The following is a 15,771-nucleotide window of genomic DNA, read 5'->3' on the forward strand; positions in this document are numbered from 1 at the left end:
ACTATCACCGGACATCGCCATCACCGCCTTTCGGGACTCTTCGGGGTCGGACGACCCAACGGGTCAGCATACCCCTGTCTGCTGGGAGTCCGGTGTCCGGTCCGTCGCGCCTTCCCGCGTGGAGCGAGCTCAGAGCGTGACGACCTCGCCGCCCCGGGAGGCAGAGGCCTGGGCGGCCGTGGCGATCTCGACCGTGCGGATGCCCACGCCCGCGTCGGGCTGCGGCTGCCGGCCCTCGCGCACGGCGTGCACGAACTCGTCGAGCAGCAGCGCGTCGAGGTCGGCGCCCACCGGGCTCCAGGTCTCGCCGTGCGCATCGTGCCCGGCGACGCCCTTGGCGAAGGGGCTGACGGTGACGGTGCCGCGCTCGGCGACGACCTGGAGGGTCAGCCCTCCCCAGGTGGCCGAGCTCATCGGCCAGCTCCAGGAGCAGTCGATGGTGGCGATGACGCCGCTCGGGTACCGGATCGAGACGAGTCCGCCGGTCTCGACCTCGAGCTCGCGCTCGGCGTGCAGGATGCTGTTGGACACGGCGCGCACCGACTGGGCCCGCTCGCCCAGGAGCTCGTCGAGCAGGTCGGCGCAGTGCACGACGTGGTCGACCAGTGCGCCGCCTCCGGCCAGTTCCGGATCGGTGAACCAGGCGCGGTCCTGCGGGAGCTTCCCGTTGTTGATGCCGGTGACGCCGAGGACCTTCCCGAGGCGACCGCTGCGCAGCTCGGTGATCGCGTCGCGCACGCTCGGCGCGAAGCGCACTGGGTAGGCGACCATGAGGATCACGCCGGCACGCTCGCAGGCCTCCTGCATCGCGACGGCATCCTCGACCGTGGTGGCCAGCGGCTTCTCGCACAGCACGTGCACCCCGGCAGCGGCCGCGCGCTCGACGAGGGCGCGGTGTCGGGAGTTCTCGGCGGCGATCACCACGGCGTCGGGCTTCCAGGCGAAGGCCTCGTCGTAGGTGTCGACGTAGGCGACGCCGAGCTCGGCGGCCAGGGCCGCGCCCCGGAGCGCGTCGTCGGCAGCCGCGGCGCCGTCGGGATCGGCGGCGACCAGCTCGACGCCCGGCATCGCTTTCAGGGCGTGCACGTAGCTGAGCGAGTGCGTGTGCGCGAACGAGAGCACAGCGATCCGCAGTGGGACGGGAGTGTTCATCGGGCGGCCTCCTCGGTGTCGGCGGCGGAGCGTTCGGGCAGGGTGATCGGGGCTCCGCCGGCGATCGAGGCGTACGCGGCCTCGGCCACGGCCACGGCCTCGATGCCGTCGGCGGGGCTGACCCTCGCGTCACGGCCCTCGCGCACAGCGGCGACGAAGTCGGCGATCTCGGCGTAGTACGGACTCTCCTGCGGAGACATCGGCGGCAGATAGTCGGTGTCACCCTCGGGGAGCACCGCGTCGGTGCGCAGCGCGTTGTCCTCGGCGCTGTCGTAGCGCAGGCGTCCCTCGGAGCCGGCGACCTCGACGCTCGTGCGGAAGGGCATGCCCGGCGCGACCCAACTGCCGTGGATGTGGCTGATCACGCCGTTGCGGTGTGTCAGCACCACATGCGAGGTCACGGGGGCTGGCACGCGGTCATCGACAGTCGGAGGGTTCTGCACCGCATAGACGGTCGCGACGGGACCGGCGAACCAGACCGCCTGGTCGATGTCGTGGATCATCAGGTCGCGGATCACGCCGCCACCGGCGCTCTCCGAGAAGAACCACGGGGTCTGCGGGGCGGAACCTGCGCGGCTGAACCGCTGCACGGCGAGCGTGCCGATGCGACCGGCGTCGATGCCCGCCTTGATCTGGGCGTACTCGCCCATGTACCGCACGACGTGGGCAGGGAAGAGCCGCACGCCGGCCTCTTCTGCGGCGCGGGCGATGGTCGCAGCGGCCTCGGCGGTCGCCGCGAGCGGCTTCTCGCAGATCACGTCGAGCCCGCGCGCGATGGCCCGCTGCGCGAAGTCGGCGTGGGTGCTGCTCGGGGTCACGATGTCGACGATGTCGACGAGACCGATGAGCGTGTCGACATCGGGGACCAGCTCGAATCCGTACTCCTCGGCGATCGCCTCGGCTCCCACGAGAGAGGTGACGTACCCCTGGGCGCCGAGCGCCCGCCAGGCGTCGGCGTGCACGCGGGAGATTCCCCCGGCACCGATGAGTCCGACCTTCAACGTGCTCACTGCTTCTCCTCGGTGTTCTCGACGGTGGTGTCGTCGGTGCCGGCCGCCTCGATCGGCAGCGGGGTGATCGGCGGGGCCGGCATGTCCTCGATGCCGTAGATCTCGGCGGCGTGGCGCTGGAACGCGTGCACGACCGCTCCGTGCGCGGCGGCCTCGGCGCCCAGGCGCGCTTCGGCGATCGGCACCTGGAACGGCAGGCCGAGGTGGCCGGGCAGGGCGGCCCGCAGCGGGTCGAGCAACTGCTCGTGCGCTGCGGACAGTCCGCCGCCGATCACGATCATGGCCGGGTCGACCGTCATGGTCAGGGTGGCGATCCCGTGGGCGAGTTCGTCGATGAAGCCGTCGAGCTCCTGCCGGGCTGCCTCATCGCCCCCGCGTGCCTTCGCGAACACCTCGGCTGCGGTCGGCGCCGTGCGCCACGAGATCTGACCCGTCTCGGTGTTCAGCCCCCGGAAGGCGAGCCGGCCGATGTCGCCGGCGGCGTTGTGGATGCCGCGCCGTGGGCGTCCGCCGAGGATCAGTCCCATCGCGATGCGGTTGCCGACCGAGAGGTAGATCACGTCGTCGACCAGCTGCGCGACACCGAGGTGGTGTTCCGCGACAGCGGCGAGGCGCACGCCGTTGTCGACGGCGACCGGGCAGCCGAAGGCCTGGCGCAGCTGGGAGCCGATGTCGATGCCCGACCATTCGGGGATGACGACGGAGGTGGTCACGCGCCCCGCATCATCGACGATGCCGGGGAGCGAGACGCCGACCGCGCGCACCTTCGATGCGGGGATGGAGACGGCGGAGAGGGTGCGGCGCACATCGTCGATCACGGCGGCGAGCTTGGAGGCGCCGTCGGGCTGCGCGGCCACACCGGAGTAGCTGCGCTGCGCGATCACGAGTCCGGACAGGTCGGCGAGCACCACGCGCACGCTCGCGACCCCGATGTCGACCCCCACCACGGTGCCAGCGGCGCCGTGGAAGGAGTAGCGGCGGGCGGGGCGTCCGGCACCGCCGCCGTTCAGGGCGGGAGCGTCGACGATCAGCCCGGACTCGGCCAGGACGGTCACGGCGTTCTCGACCGAGGTGCGCGAGATCTCGAGCGAACGAGACAGGTCGTTCACGGTCGCGGGCCCGACATCGCGCAGCTGCAGAGCGGATCGCGCAACGATCGAGAGCGGACTGGTCACGGCCATGTGCGGTCCTTCCTTCTTCTCCGTCGTCGGGTGCGATCAAATTAGCACACCCAATTCTCAGATCAAGCTTTGATGTTCTCGAACGGGAAACACGGCTGAAACACGGGTCTGAGAACTTGTACTTGACGAATTATCCCATTGCAGTGTCATAATGAACCGTACTCAGCACGGTATAAGCAAAGGAGCACCATGCGCGTCAGCAAGATCACCGGCGTCGTCGCGGGATTCGCGGCCGCCACCCTGTTGGCCGGATGTTCGGCCGGCGGAGGCAACACCGCAGAGGGTGAGCAGGACATCACGGTCTGGCTCTACCCGGTCATCGCCGACGAGGCGGTGCACAAGGACTTCTGGGACTCGACGATCGCCGACTTCGAGAAGCAGAACGAGAACATCAACGTGAAGTACGAGATCTTCCCGTGGGCGAACCGCGACGAAGCTCTCCAGACCGCGATCGCGGCCGGCAAGGGCCCCGACGTCGTCTACCTCATCCCCGACCAGCTCGCGGCGTATCAGAAGTCGATCGCCCCGCTCAACGATCTGCTGAGCACCGAGCGCCAGGACGACCTGCTGCCGAACGTGAAGAAGTCGGTCACGCTCGACGGCGACATCCTCGGGGCTCCGATCCTCACCAGCGCTCAGCCCCTCATCTGCAACGCCGCCGCGTTCGAGGCCGCGGGCGTCACCGAGTACCCCGAGACCTGGGACGACGTCACCGCGATGGCCCCCGCCTTCACGGAGAAGGGCATGTACGCCCTGAACTACCCGGCATCCGCGGAGAACACCCTCAACCTCACCTACTACCCGCTGCTGTGGCAGGCCGGTGGCGAGGTCTACACGAAGGACGGCGACGTCGGGTTCGACAGCAAGGAGGGCGTGCAGGCGCTCACCTTCCTCACCGACCTGGCCGAGGCGGGCGCTCTCGACCCCGAGGCGCTCACCACCAACGTCCCGCTCGAGCAGACCGCCGTCGCCCAGGGCAAGGTCGCGTGCACGTGGAACAACGCGGTCAACGAGGTCGTGCCCTTCTGGGGCGAGGAGAACGTCAAGGTGATGGCGCCGCTGACCGAGAAGGAGTCCGTGGCCTACGGCACGGTCGGATCGCTCTCGGTGCTCAAGGGCTCCAAGGCGCAGGACGCTGCGGCGAAGTTCGTCGAGTACGCCACCGGCGCCGACGTCGTCGAGCCGTACCTCAAGGCGGCCGGCTACTTCTCGGCGCTCAGCACCACCGCGCCGCTGTACGCGGACGACCCGCTGCTCGGCGAGGTGGAGAAGTACGTCCCCGACACCACGGTGGGCGAGCTCAATGCCTCGTCCCGCGCGCTCATGGGCGTGCTCGCGCCGGAGATCCAGGCGGCCCTCCTCGGGGACAAGACCCCGGAGGCTGCGCTGAAGGATGCCGCGACAGCCGCGGCACCGCTGATCAAGAAGTAACACGATCGGGGGCATGCGGAGCCCGAACTCCGCATGCCTCCGCGCCCCTTCACTCCCCCCACGTGAGGTATCACTGATGACGACGGCAACCACGGCGAAGAGGCCCGCAGGGCGGGTGACCCGGGTGCTCGCACGACGAGAGGCGCGGATCGCGTTCCTGTTCGTGCTCCCCGCCTTCCTCCTGTTCATCGCCTTCCGCTTCGGCCCGAGCATCGCCGGCGTGGCCCTGAGCTTCTTCGACTACGACATCACCGGTGAGATCTCGTGGCGTGGTATAGACCACTTCCAGCGCATGATCGCCGATCCGCTGTTCTGGCGGGCGATGGGCACCACCCTCATCTACACGGTGTGCGCCGTGCCGATCGCGCTGGTGCTGTCCACTGTGATGGCACTGGGTGTGCGCCGGGCCTTCCGGGGCGCGCGCTTCTTCCGCTCGATCTTCTTCCTCCCCGTCATCACCTCTCTCGTGCTGGCCGGGTCGATCTTCGTCTGGATCTTCTCCGCGAACGGTCCGTGGTCGGCGCTGATGGCACCGCTGGGGCTCGGCGGATCCTGGCTCGGCAGCACCGTCCTCGTGATCCCCGCGATCGTCGTCGTCGGAGTCTGGTCGCGATTCGGCTACGGGATGATGATCCTCATCGCCGCGCTGCAGGACGTTCCCCGCGAGCTCGAAGAGGCGGCGCTGATGGACGGCGCCAATGCCTGGCAGCGCTTCCGCTACGTGATCCTCCCGGTGCTGCGGCCGACCTTCTTCTTCCTCGCGGTGATCGAGACGACAGCCGCCTTCCAGGTGTTCGACGTCATCTACGTGATGACCCAGGGCGGGCCGGCGAACGCCAGCTACTCGCTCGTGTACATGCTCTACGACCAGGGCTTCCGCTACTTCGACTACGGCTACGCGGCCGCGATCGGTGTGGCCCTGTTCATCATGACCCTCGTCGTCGCGCTCATCCAGCGCCTGGTGATCGGAAAGCAGAAATGACCGCTCTGTTGCAGCCTCCGACCCAGTCACCGGTGACGCCGCCGAAGATGTCGACGAAGCAGCGTCACGCCTACCGCGCGCTCCAGCCCACCGGGTGGGGGATCGTCGGCCGGTGGATCTGGCTGAGCCTGGCCGGCATCCTCAGCTTCTTCCCGTTCTACGCGATGGTCGTGCTGAGCCTGAAGCCCGGCATGGTCGTCGAGCTCCCGGGTTCCCTCCTGCCCTTCCAGGACATCTCGTTCGACGCCTACGAGCAGGTGCTCGCGGGACAGAACATCCTCGGTTGGCTCGGCAACACCCTCATCTACTCCCTCGTCTCGGTCGTCGCCGTGCTGTTCCTCTCGGCACTTGCCGGCTACGCCTTCGCGAAGAAGCGCTTCCGCGGCAAGGAGGTGATGTTCTGGTCGTTCCTGGCGATGGTCATGGTGCCGTTCCACGTCACCCTCATCCCGACGTTCATCCTCATGGCCAACCTCGGTGGCGTCGACACGTACTGGGGTCTGATCCTGCCGTCGCTCGCGAACGCGCAGGCCGTGTTCCTGATGCGGCAGTTCATCCAGGGACTGCCGGATGAGCTGTTCGAGGCCGCCCGGATCGACGGCGCGGGAGAGTTCCGCATCTTCCTGCGGATCGTGCTCCCGCTGTGCAAGCCGATCCTGGCGACGCTGGGCATCTTCGTCTTCCTGTGGCACTGGAACGACTTCCTGTGGCCGCTCATCATCGCGAAGTCCAACGCGATGTTCACACTCACCGTCGGCATCTCGTCGCTGCAGCAGCAGAACGTCCCGCTGAGCACCATGCTCGCCGGATCCGTCGTGGCGCTGCTGCCCATCTTCCTCGCGTACCTCATCGCTCAGCGGTACGTGCAGGAGGGCGTGGCCGGTACGGGCATCAAGGGCTGAGAAGAAGGGAAAGCACCACATGACTCAGCACCAGTTCACTTCCGAGGCGGAGCTCGAGGAGGCACTCGCCACTCCGAGCGCCGGCCTGATCGACGATCTCGCGCGGGGCGAGGGCGACCTCGTGATCCTCGGCGCCGGGGGCAAGATGGGCCCGACGCTGGCCATGCTCGCGCGCCGCGGGATGGATGCCGCCGGGCGCCAGGGCGACGCGGTCTACGCCGTCTCCCGCTTCGGCGACGCGGCGATCCGCGAGCGTCTGGAGACCGCAGGGGTGAAGGTCGTCCCGTTCGACCTGATCGAGAACGACGACTTCGCATCGCTGCCGGACGCCCCCAACGTGGTGTTCATGGTCGGGGCGAAGTTCGGAGCCGCGACCAACGCCTCGTGGGCGTGGGAGGTCAACGCCGCCCTGCCCGATCGGGTGGCCCGCCGCTACCGCCACAGTGCCATCTCGGTGCTCTCGACGGGCAACGTCTACCCGTTCCTGCCCGCGTCCTCCGGCGGAGCATCCGAAGAGGTGCAGCCCGCACCGATCGGCGAGTACGCGCAGTCGTGCCTCGGGCGTGAGCGGGTCTTCGAGTTCGGCGCCCAGGAGCGCGGTACGAAGGTCGCGATCATCCGCCTGAACTACGCCGTCGACCTGCGCTACGGGGTGCTCGCCGACATCGGCAGCGCCGTGCATGCGGGCCAGCCCGTGTCGGTCGCGACGGCCAACGTCAACGTGATCTGGCAGGGGTATGCGAACGAGGTCGTGTTGCGCAGCCTCGTGCACGCCTCGACCGCCCCGTTCGCGATCAACCTCACCGGCCCCGAGCTGCTGAGCGTGGAATCGATCGCCCGTCGCTTCGGCACCCTGTTCGACCGCGAGGTCACGATCGTCGACGAGCCCCAGCCCACCGCCCTGCTCAGCGATGCCCGGCGGTGCATGGCGCTGTTCGGCTACCCGGCCGTCTCGGCCGAGACGTTGATCGGGCTGCAGGCGGACTGGATCGAGAAGGGCCTTCCGATGATCGCCAAGCCGACGAAGTGGGCCGTGCGGGACGGGAAGTTCTGATGGCGGTTCCCACCCTGCGCCCGGAGGCTGCGGCGACCCTCGCCCGCGGTGCCGTGATCCCGGCGCATCCGCTCGCGCTCACCGCCGATCGGCGCATCGACGAACGCCGCCAGCGCGCCCTCACCCGCTACTACCTCGACGCCGGTGCCGGGGGCATCGCCGTGGGAGTGCACACCACCCAGTTCGAGATCCGCGATCCGGAGCACGCGCTGTTCGAGCCCGTGCTCGCGCTCGCCGCGGAAGAGCTCGACGCGCGGGCGAACGCCGACGTCGTACGCATCGCCGGTGTCGCCGGTGGCACGGCTCAGGCGGTCGCCGAGGCCGAGCTCGCCCGTGACCTGGGCTACGACGCCGTACTGGTGAGCCCTCGCGTGGCCGGCGCCGATGAGCGTGCCCTGCTGGAGCGCGCCCGGGCGGTCGGCGACGTGCTGCCGGTGGTCGGCTTCTACCTGCAGACTGCGATCGGCGGCCCCGTGCTCGACCGCGACTTCTGGCGCGAGTTCGCCTCGATCCCGGCCGTCGTCGCGGTCAAGGCCGCCCCCTTCGACCGCTACCGCACGCTCGAGCTGGTGCGCGGCGTCGCGGCCTCGGGCCGCGCCGACGAGATCGCGCTCTACACCGGTAACGACGATGCGATCGTGGCCGACCTGCTCTCCGAGTTCCACGTGGAGTCGCCCTCGGGTGCGCGCACGCTGCGCTTCGTCGGCGGGCTGCTCGGACAGTGGGCGGTCGGCACACGCGCCGCCGTCGCTCTCCTCGAACGCGCGCAGCGGGCGATGGCCGGCGATGCGCAGGCCTACCGCGAGCTCGGTCTCGTCGCCTCCGACATGGTCGACGTCAACCAGGCCGTGTTCGATCCCGGCAACGACTTCGACGGCGTGATCGCCGGCGTGCACGAGATGCTGCGCCAGCAGGGTCTGCTCGACGGCGTCTGGTGCCTCGACCCCGCGGAGGGCCTCTCGCCGGGACAGGCCGAGGAGATCGCGCGGGTGCGTCACGCCTACCCCGAGCTGAACGACGACGCCTTCATCGCCGAGAACCTCGAGGCCTGGTTGAGATGAGCGCGCAGCGGAGTGTGCCGACCGTGGTCGCGGTCGTCTCGGAAGAGCTCTTCACGGAGTTCTTCTCCGACGAGGATGCGGAGCGCCTGCGTGCGGTCGCGGCTCGTCTCGGGGGCACCTTCCTGCGTGTCGACCGCCTGACGGACGCGGAGCTCGCCGAGGCGCGCATCGTCATCACGAGCTGGGGCATCGGCCCGTTCGACGCCGCGGTGCTGGCATCGCTGCCCGCGCTCGCACTGATCGCGCACACCGGTGCGACGATCAAGCCCTTCGCGACCGACGCGCTGTTCGACCGCGGCATCCTGGTCACCCAGGCCGGTGCGGGGATGGCGCGGCCGGTGGCGGAGGTGTCGCTCACGTTCACGCTCGCGCTGCTGCACCGGGTGCCCGAGATGCACAACGCCCTGCGCTGCGGCGACGGCTGGTACGACGCGGATGCCGTGGGCGTGCAGCGCGAGATCCTCGGCACACCCATCGCCGTGATCGGCGCCTCCCGCACCGGGCGGGCCTACCTCGAACTGATCCGCGCGCTCGGGGCCGAAGCTCTGCTGGTCGACCCGACGATCGATGCCGACGCGGCGGCGGCTCTCGGAGCCGAGCTCGTGCCGCTCGACGAGGCGCTGCGGCGCGCGCAGATCGTCGCGGTGCACGCTCCCACGCTGCCCGAGACCCACCACCTCATCGGTCGCCGCGAGCTCGCCCTGATGCGCGACGGCGCGGGGCTCGTGAACACCGCGCGCTCGTGGCTGGTCGACGAGGCCGCGCTGATCGAGGAGCTGCAGCGCGGCAGGCTCAGCGCCGCGATCGACGTGTTCGACGAGGAGCCGTTCGCGGCGGACAGTCCGTTCAGGACGCTGCCCGGCGCGCTGGTGACCCCGCATCGGGCGGCCGGCACGAGTCAGGGACGCCGGCGTCAGGGGCGGATCGTCGCCGACGAGGTCGAGGCCTTCGCCGCGGGGCGCCCGCTCGCACACACCGTCTCCCGCGACCAGCTGTCGTCGATGGCATGACCGGGACGCCGCTGCGCGTGGCCTTCGCCGGGCTCGCGCACTCTCATCCGCACACCGACGCCGCGAACGTCCGCGCGCTCGGCGCCGAGGTCGTGGGGGTGCACGACGCGGATGTGGCAGCGGCGAGCGCGTTCGCGGCACGCTTCGGCGGGGTCACGGCGGCTTCGGTCGGCGAGCTCGCGGCGCTCCGGCCCGACCTCGTCATCGCAACGCCGCGTCCGCACGAGGTCGGCCCTTTCCTACAGGCGCTCGGCGGCGGCGCCGCTCCGGTCTTCGTGAACAAGGTGATGGCGGCGACGGCTGCGCAGCTCACCGAGGTCGACCGCGCGCTCGTGGGATCCTCCGTCCCCGTCGGCACGAGCTCTGTCCTGCGCTTCGCGCCTGCGCTCAGAGCTCTCGCCGAGGAGGTCCCGGCTCACGACGTGCTCGCGCTCCGTGTGCATGCCCAGCACGACAATGCAGCCTTCCAGCTGCCGGAGCGCGCATGGCAGGACGACCCGCAGCGCGGCGGAGGCACGGCGGTGACGGTGGGGGTGCACGCCTGGGAGATGCTCGACGTGCTGCTGCCGGGTGCTGCTCTCGTCTCGGGATCGGGCTGGATGCGCTCGCGCCGCGGATCGGCCACGGCGTCCGAGGATGCCGCCGGCGTCGAGGGCATGGTGCGAACGCCTGGCACAGAGCGCGAGGTGCCGGTGCAGGTGCTGGTCACCGGTGTGCCCGGTGCGGACGCCTACGCGGTGGAAGCGGTGACGACCGCCGGCATCCGCTCGGTCGCGCTCGATGTCGGTGCGGAGGGAGGTGCCGACGCGAACGACGAGCTCGGGTTCCGCGGCCTGATCCGCGCACTGCTCGATGCGGCGCCCGCGGGGGCGACCGTGGCGCCCTGGCGCGAGGCGCGGAGCGTCGTGGCGAACAGCATCCGTGCCGCCGAGATCGCGCGGGGCGACGCATGAGCGGCCAGAGCATCCGCGCCGCGCGCGTCGAGGATGAGCCCGCGCTCACCGCACTGTGGGCGACCGCGTTCACCCCTGCGCTCGCGCCTGACCAGTGGCTCATCGACGACGAACGGTTCGCGCACACGATCGTGGCCGAAGACGATGAGGGCCTGTGCGGGTCGATCTACGGTCTGCCCAAACGACTGCGCGAATCCGACGGCGGCATCGCCGCGGTGCAGGCGATCGGCAGCGTCGCGGTCGCCGAGCGCTCCAGGGGACAGGGCCTCGCCCGCAGGCTCGTCACCGCGACGTTGCAGGCCGGGCGCGACGCCGACTGGGCGCTGCTGTTCACCGGCACCCCGGAGGTGTATCGCTCGAGCGGGTTCGAGACCTTCTCCATGCCGCGCACCCTGGTCGGACCGTGGCACCCCCTCGTGCCGGCCGAGACCGAGGGGCTGGTCGTGCGCGAGACCGTCGGGCTCGGGAGCCTCCACCCACTGCGGGAGGTCTACGAGCGTTCGCGCGCAGGTCGAGTGGTCCTGGTCCCGGTGCGCGGCGACCGGGACCGCGCGATGGCCGAGGTGCGCATGAGGGGCGTGACCCTGTACGTCCGGGTCGAGGGATCGGCGCCGGTCGGTTACGCGATCGCCGAGCGCCGCGGCGGCGTCGGCATGCTCCTGGAGAGCGCCGTGCTTCCGGAGGCCGACGCTGCGCGCGATGACCTGCTCTCCGCCATCGGTGCGGACTGGGCATCCGCCGGGGTGACGTCGTGCGATCTCGCCGTCCCCGCTCTCGACGATGAGGAACGCGCACTCCGCGCCTTCGCCCCCGCGGCTGTGCGGCGGGACGACCGCACCGGGATGATCCGTCCGCTGCGGCGTGAGGCGCGACTGCGCGGCATCCGCCACTTCACGGCGGGCGACTACTTCTGAGCGAACCGCTCGGAGAAAGCACTGGGGACTGGGGATCGATCGGATGATGCGGCCCGGCCGAACGACCGGACGCCTGACCGCGGCGATGACGCCGCAAGGAGGATGAGCATGACCCAGAAGACGAGCACGACCCCGCAGGAGAAGACCGACACCGCTGCTCTGCGCAGCAGACGCATGCTGCTCGCCGGTTTCGGAGCGGCAGCCATCGGCGGCGTGGCGGCCGTCAGCGCGCAGACCCCCGCGCAGGCCGCGGGCCCGATCGTCACGCAGGGCAACTCGGGCTCCTCGTCTGTGGCGAACGGCGGCACGGCGACCGATCTCGTCACACGCAAGGGCAAGGACGGCGACCTGGTCCGCACGACCGGATACGCCGCGGCCGGTGACGGGGGCGGCGGGCTGTACCGCTTCGTGAAGAAGAACGCTCCGGCGGCGAACGGCGGCACCGTGCTCTCGGCCCCGAAGGGCGGCGCGTGGGTGCTCGTGCATGAGGGGGTCGTGGACTTCCGGATGTTCGGGATCATGGATGCGAGCGTCAACGCCGACGACGCGCTCGACGCCATGGTGAACGATGCGAGCGTCCACCGCATCGAGGGGCACACTCCCCTCAACTTCGTGCGTCGTCACAGGTTCACGCGGTCGAACATCGCCTTCGACTTCGGCGGGCACCTCATGACGACCGTCGGCATCGAGAATGCGGGCAAGGACGACCCGTTCGCGGCGGTCATGTTCTTCCGCGGCGAGGTGACGGATGCCGTGCACGAGGCGAAGCTCGGCGAGGTCGTGCCCGATCTGGGTGACGTCTTCCCGGTCGCCGATTCGTCGTTCTTCGCGGTCGGCGACTGGTACGCGGCCGAGGTGAACGCGCTGTCGGGTCGCTGGGAGCGCGAGCTGCAGCGGCTCGTGCAGGTCACGCAGATCGTGGACGGCACGCACATCCGCATCAACTACAAGAACGGCTGGCCGCTGGGCAAGGACCGCACGATGACGTGGCGCCGCGTCGTTCCGGTGCACGACGTGACGGTGTCGAACCTGAAGTTCCTCGGCACCGGGACCGACGAGTACACCGGCTCGCACCCGCTGGCCTTCGAGTACGCGGTGCGCTGCGACGTCGACCACATCGACGGCACCGGCACCTTCTGGCCGCTGATCCAGCGCCGGTGGAACACGTATTACTCGACCGTGAGCTGCACGCTGAAGAACCCGACCTCGGTCACCTGGGGTGGGGCCGGCTACCTGACGCAGCAGATCTACTGCCTGTACGGGTACGTCGCCAACTGCCACACCGCGAACGCCCGGCATCTGAACGACTTCACCGCGAGCGCCTACTGCCTGGTGGAGAACTGCCACGGCGACGGTGACGACCAGGGGCCGTTCGTCACGCACGGGCAGTACGAGCACGACCTGACCTACACCGGCAACTCGGGGCTGATGACCTTCGCGAACTCGGGGGCGGCCTGGGGGTCGGCGGCCAAGCGCATCACGGTGCGCAAGCACGTGTGCTCGTGGTTCGTCGCGCGTGTGCGCATTACCGACCTCACCCTCGAAGATGTGCAGGTGATCGGCAAGCCGTCGCTCGCGGGATCGGGCATGCTGTGGATCAACGCCGACGGCGCGCAGCTGCGCGGCTGCACGGCATCCGACACCCTCGTGATCACGCAGGCCTCGGACAACTCCGCGCGGCCGACCGTGATCGCCGATTCGCACTTCACGTTCGTCGCACCGGGGGATCTCACCAACGCCACGGTGAAGACGCCGGTCACGTTCGTGGACACCGTGCTCGACCGGGTCGGCGGCATGAAGATCGCGGGGGCCGGCGCGGTCACGTTCCGCGGCTCGACGCTCACGGCCGCCGACGACGCGGCGCCGATCGCGTCGTCGTCGGAGCGCCTGCGGTTCGAGGGATCGACGCTTCGCAACGCCCGCATCGCCGCGGCGCGAGGCGAGCGGCAGTCGGTCGAGATCGCGGGGTCGGACGTCGCGATCAAGGGCGGCACCGGTGTCTCGCGCACCGGCGACGGCGAGCTGCATCTGACGCTGTCCGACAGCACCTTCCGCGCGGAGGGCTCGGCCACGCATATCGCGGTCACGAAGGGCGCGACCCACTACCGCGCCGTCGGCAACCGTATCGAAGGCGGCGCGATCGAGCTGGCGGATGCCGCGTTCGGCGCATCGTCCACGCTGCTGCACACCGGCAACGTCGAATCGGGTGTGACCCGCACGGCCTTCCCCGCCGCGGGCCCGCGTGTGGTGGATACGGCGAACCTCGTGGTCTGACGCTCTCGCGGGATCCTGCCTTCGGGGCGGTGCATCCTTCGGGGCGGTGGATCCATCGGGAGGGGCATCCGTCGGGAGAGTGTCCGGATGTCGGACCGGAAAGCCCGTTCCGGTCCGACATCCGTGAGATCTCCCGACAGGTGCGCACTTCGGGGAGACGAACCGGGGGACGCGAAACGGGATGCGAGCCGGGGCCGGCCGCTCGATGCGTTCGGGCTACGTGGCGGGGATGCCGACGAGCTCGGCGCTGCGCTGCCAGAGGGACTCGGCGAGGGCGGCGTCGTTCACCTGCGGATTGACCTTCGTGGTCAGCTGGCGCTCGTCGTAGTACGCACCGGAGAACCAGGTCTCACCGGGGGTTCCCTCGATGAACCAGCGCAGTGTCGCACCGCCCTTGTCTGCACCGATGAGCATGAGGTGCTTGAGCGGGGTGCGGTAGAGCAGCCGCATGATGCTCGACGAGTCGGACGCGAAGTTCGTCTGCACGGTGCCGGGGTGGAAGGCGACCGCGCTCAGCCCTTGAGCGTGGAACTTCGTGTGCAGGCTCTTGGCGAACAGCACGTTCGCGAGCTTGGCATCGCCGTAGGCCTTGTTCGGGCTGAAGCGGCGGCGGTTGTCGAGGTCGTCCACGTCGAGATGACCGAACAGGCGATGGGCGATGCTGGAGGTGTTGATGACTGAGCCTTCGGCCTTCAGCACGTGGGGGAGCAGCAGGTTCGTGAGCAGGAACGGCGCCAGGTGGTTGACCTGCATGGTCTTCTCGAAGCCGTCGATCGTCGGGGTCTGATCCCCGAAGATGCCGCCGGCGTTGTTCGCCAGCACGTGGATGCCGCTGTCGCCGACGGCGTCGGTGATCTTCGCGGCCAGTGCTCGCACGTCGTCGAGGCGCGCGAAGTCGGCGGTGAACCACGCAGCGCCGGTCTCCTCGGCGATGGCGCGGGTCTTCTCGACCGACCGGCCGACGAGGATGAGGCGATGCGGGGAGGAGGCGAGCTGGCGGGCGGCCGCTGCGCCGATCCCGTCGGAGGCTCCGGTGAGGACGATCGTCTGCGGGGTCACGGCGCGGATCACTCGGCCGTGGGGGTGATGCGCTCGACGGCCCTGGTCACATGCTCGGCGATCACGGCCTGCGCCCGCTCGGGGTCGCCGCTCGCGATGGCGTCGACGATCTGCTGATGGCTGCGCACGTGCTCCTCCTGCTCTGCGGGGTCGAGGGCGGCGTTGGCGGCATGCAGGAATCCGGTGATCCGGCCGCGCAACTGTCCGCTCAGCTCGTCGAGGAAGCGGTGCTCGGCGAGATCGGCGAGCGTCTCGTGGAAGAGGCGGTCCTGGCGCAGCACCTCGTCGATGTCGCCGGGGGCCGCATCCGCCATCGCCTGGATGATGGCTCCGAGCCGGGCGGCGGATTCCTCGCTCCACCGTTCCTGCACGCGGATCGCCATGAACTGCTCCAGCACGATCCGCAGGCTGGAGATCTCTTCCAGGTCCTGCGCGCTCAGTTGGGCGACACGAGCGCCGCGGCGGGGCTCGCGGGTGATCAGACGCTCCTCGGCGAGCCGGGTCAGGGCCTCGCGCACCGGGATGTGGCTGACACCGAGCCGGTCGGCGAGCTTGCGCTCGACCAGGCGCTCGCCGGGGGCGAGCTCTCCGGAGTGGATGGCCGCGCGCAGCTCGTCTGCGACCTGTTCGGCGATGTTCTGATCCGAGACGCTGCGCATTCGGTGCCCTTCTCGATCCGCGGTTCCGTCTCGTCGAGAGGGAGCGAATTCGTTCGCTCGATGCTATGGCATTTTCCCGATGAGTGGACACGGCCAGGGATTTGCTAGATGCTATAGCAAGCCCACTCG

General features: G+C 69.8%; 14 protein-coding genes. 9 read left to right on the top strand and 5 right to left on the bottom strand.

Annotated elements, in window-relative coordinates; all coding sequences use genetic code 11:
• Positions 1–129 precede the first annotated feature (129 nt).
• Genes D514_RS30070 through D514_RS30080 form a run of 3 tightly spaced genes read right to left on the bottom strand, consistent with a single transcriptional unit; the run spans position 130 to position 3,343 of the window.
• Positions 130–1,152, bottom strand: a complete 1,023-nt coding sequence (locus D514_RS30070; RefSeq protein ID WP_017830072.1) for a Gfo/Idh/MocA family protein — start codon at positions 1,150–1,152, stop codon at positions 130–132.
• Complete coding sequence (locus D514_RS30075; RefSeq protein ID WP_017830073.1) at positions 1,149–2,162, bottom strand: Gfo/Idh/MocA family protein; 1,014 nt, start codon at positions 2,160–2,162, stop codon at positions 1,149–1,151. The genes D514_RS30070 and D514_RS30075 overlap by 4 nt, the downstream gene beginning before the upstream one ends.
• Complete coding sequence (locus tag D514_RS30080) at positions 2,159–3,343, bottom strand: ROK family transcriptional regulator (RefSeq protein ID WP_017830074.1); 1,185 nt, start codon at positions 3,341–3,343, stop codon at positions 2,159–2,161. Before D514_RS30080 ends, D514_RS30075 begins: the two co-directional genes overlap by 4 nt.
• 189 nt (positions 3,344–3,532) lie before the next feature.
• Between D514_RS30080 and D514_RS30085 the strand changes: the two genes are divergently transcribed.
• From D514_RS30085 to D514_RS30125, 9 genes are all read left to right on the top strand, one after another.
• Positions 3,533–4,774 carry an ABC transporter substrate-binding protein gene (locus D514_RS30085; protein ID WP_017830075.1) on the top strand — a complete coding sequence of 414 codons (1,242 nt, stop codon included), beginning with the start codon at positions 3,533–3,535 and terminating at the stop codon, positions 4,772–4,774.
• A 76-nt stretch (positions 4,775–4,850) separates the two neighbouring features.
• A complete protein-coding gene (locus D514_RS30090; RefSeq protein ID WP_031205901.1) occupies positions 4,851–5,756 on the top strand; it encodes a carbohydrate ABC transporter permease in 906 nt (301 codons plus the stop codon).
• Positions 5,753–6,658: a carbohydrate ABC transporter permease gene (locus tag D514_RS30095; RefSeq protein ID WP_017830077.1), complete on the top strand. Its 906-nt coding sequence runs from the start codon at positions 5,753–5,755 to the stop codon at positions 6,656–6,658. The genes D514_RS30090 and D514_RS30095 overlap by 4 nt, the downstream gene beginning before the upstream one ends.
• A gap of 19 nt (positions 6,659–6,677) precedes the next feature.
• Positions 6,678–7,712 (top strand): NAD(P)-dependent oxidoreductase, encoded by a 1,035-nt coding sequence (locus D514_RS30100; RefSeq protein WP_017830078.1) that lies wholly within the window; start codon positions 6,678–6,680, stop codon positions 7,710–7,712.
• A complete protein-coding gene (locus tag D514_RS30105; protein ID WP_017830079.1) occupies positions 7,712–8,773 on the top strand; it encodes a dihydrodipicolinate synthase family protein in 1,062 nt (353 codons plus the stop codon). Before D514_RS30100 ends, D514_RS30105 begins: the two co-directional genes overlap by 1 nt.
• Positions 8,770–9,783, top strand: coding sequence for a hydroxyacid dehydrogenase (locus D514_RS30110; protein ID WP_017830080.1), 1,014 nt, complete (start codon positions 8,770–8,772; stop codon positions 9,781–9,783). The genes D514_RS30105 and D514_RS30110 overlap by 4 nt, the downstream gene beginning before the upstream one ends.
• Complete coding sequence (locus D514_RS30115; RefSeq protein WP_017830081.1) at positions 9,780–10,736, top strand: hypothetical protein; 957 nt, start codon at positions 9,780–9,782, stop codon at positions 10,734–10,736. Before D514_RS30110 ends, D514_RS30115 begins: the two co-directional genes overlap by 4 nt.
• Positions 10,733–11,650, top strand: a complete 918-nt coding sequence (locus D514_RS30120; RefSeq protein ID WP_017830082.1) for a GNAT family N-acetyltransferase — start codon at positions 10,733–10,735, stop codon at positions 11,648–11,650. Before D514_RS30115 ends, D514_RS30120 begins: the two co-directional genes overlap by 4 nt.
• Before the next feature lie 108 nt (positions 11,651–11,758).
• Positions 11,759–13,924 (top strand): hypothetical protein, encoded by a 2,166-nt coding sequence (locus D514_RS30125; RefSeq protein WP_017830083.1) that lies wholly within the window; start codon positions 11,759–11,761, stop codon positions 13,922–13,924.
• Positions 13,925–14,140: 216 nt separating this feature from the next.
• Here the strand turns inward: D514_RS30125 and D514_RS30130 are convergent, their stop codons facing one another.
• Positions 14,141–14,983: an SDR family NAD(P)-dependent oxidoreductase gene (locus D514_RS30130; protein ID WP_036323341.1), complete on the bottom strand. Its 843-nt coding sequence runs from the start codon at positions 14,981–14,983 to the stop codon at positions 14,141–14,143.
• An 8-nt stretch (positions 14,984–14,991) separates the two neighbouring features.
• On the bottom strand, positions 14,992–15,642 hold the full coding sequence (locus tag D514_RS30135; RefSeq protein WP_017830085.1) for a GntR family transcriptional regulator: 651 nt from the start codon (positions 15,640–15,642) through the stop codon (positions 14,992–14,994).
• Positions 15,643–15,771 lie beyond the last annotated feature (129 nt).

It is taken from the genome of Microbacterium sp. UCD-TDU, assembly GCF_000340625.1.
In the GTDB taxonomy this organism is placed as follows: domain Bacteria; phylum Actinomycetota; class Actinomycetes; order Actinomycetales; family Microbacteriaceae; genus Microbacterium; species Microbacterium maritypicum.

Excerpts from the sequence above, each read along its gene's own strand:
- D514_RS30080 (WP_017830074.1), bottom strand. The coding sequence starts at position 3,343 with ATGGCCGTGACCAGTCCGCTCTCGATCGTTGCGCGATCCGCTCTGCAG.
- D514_RS30070 (WP_017830072.1), bottom strand. The coding sequence starts at position 1,152 with ATGAACACTCCCGTCCCACTGCGGATCGCTGTGCTCTCGTTCGCGCAC.
- D514_RS30115 (WP_017830081.1), top strand. The coding sequence starts at position 9,780 with ATGACCGGGACGCCGCTGCGCGTGGCCTTCGCCGGGCTCGCGCACTCT.
- D514_RS30125 (WP_017830083.1), top strand. The coding sequence starts at position 11,759 with ATGACCCAGAAGACGAGCACGACCCCGCAGGAGAAGACCGACACCGCT.
- D514_RS30100 (WP_017830078.1), top strand. The coding sequence starts at position 6,678 with ATGACTCAGCACCAGTTCACTTCCGAGGCGGAGCTCGAGGAGGCACTC.
- D514_RS30105 (WP_017830079.1), top strand. The coding sequence starts at position 7,712 with ATGGCGGTTCCCACCCTGCGCCCGGAGGCTGCGGCGACCCTCGCCCGC.
- D514_RS30110 (WP_017830080.1), top strand. The coding sequence starts at position 8,770 with ATGAGCGCGCAGCGGAGTGTGCCGACCGTGGTCGCGGTCGTCTCGGAA.
- D514_RS30090 (WP_031205901.1), top strand. The coding sequence starts at position 4,851 with ATGACGACGGCAACCACGGCGAAGAGGCCCGCAGGGCGGGTGACCCGG.
- D514_RS30120 (WP_017830082.1), top strand. The coding sequence starts at position 10,733 with ATGAGCGGCCAGAGCATCCGCGCCGCGCGCGTCGAGGATGAGCCCGCG.
- D514_RS30095 (WP_017830077.1), top strand. The coding sequence starts at position 5,753 with ATGACCGCTCTGTTGCAGCCTCCGACCCAGTCACCGGTGACGCCGCCG.
- D514_RS30085 (WP_017830075.1), top strand. The coding sequence starts at position 3,533 with ATGCGCGTCAGCAAGATCACCGGCGTCGTCGCGGGATTCGCGGCCGCC.
- D514_RS30135 (WP_017830085.1), bottom strand. The coding sequence starts at position 15,642 with ATGCGCAGCGTCTCGGATCAGAACATCGCCGAACAGGTCGCAGACGAG.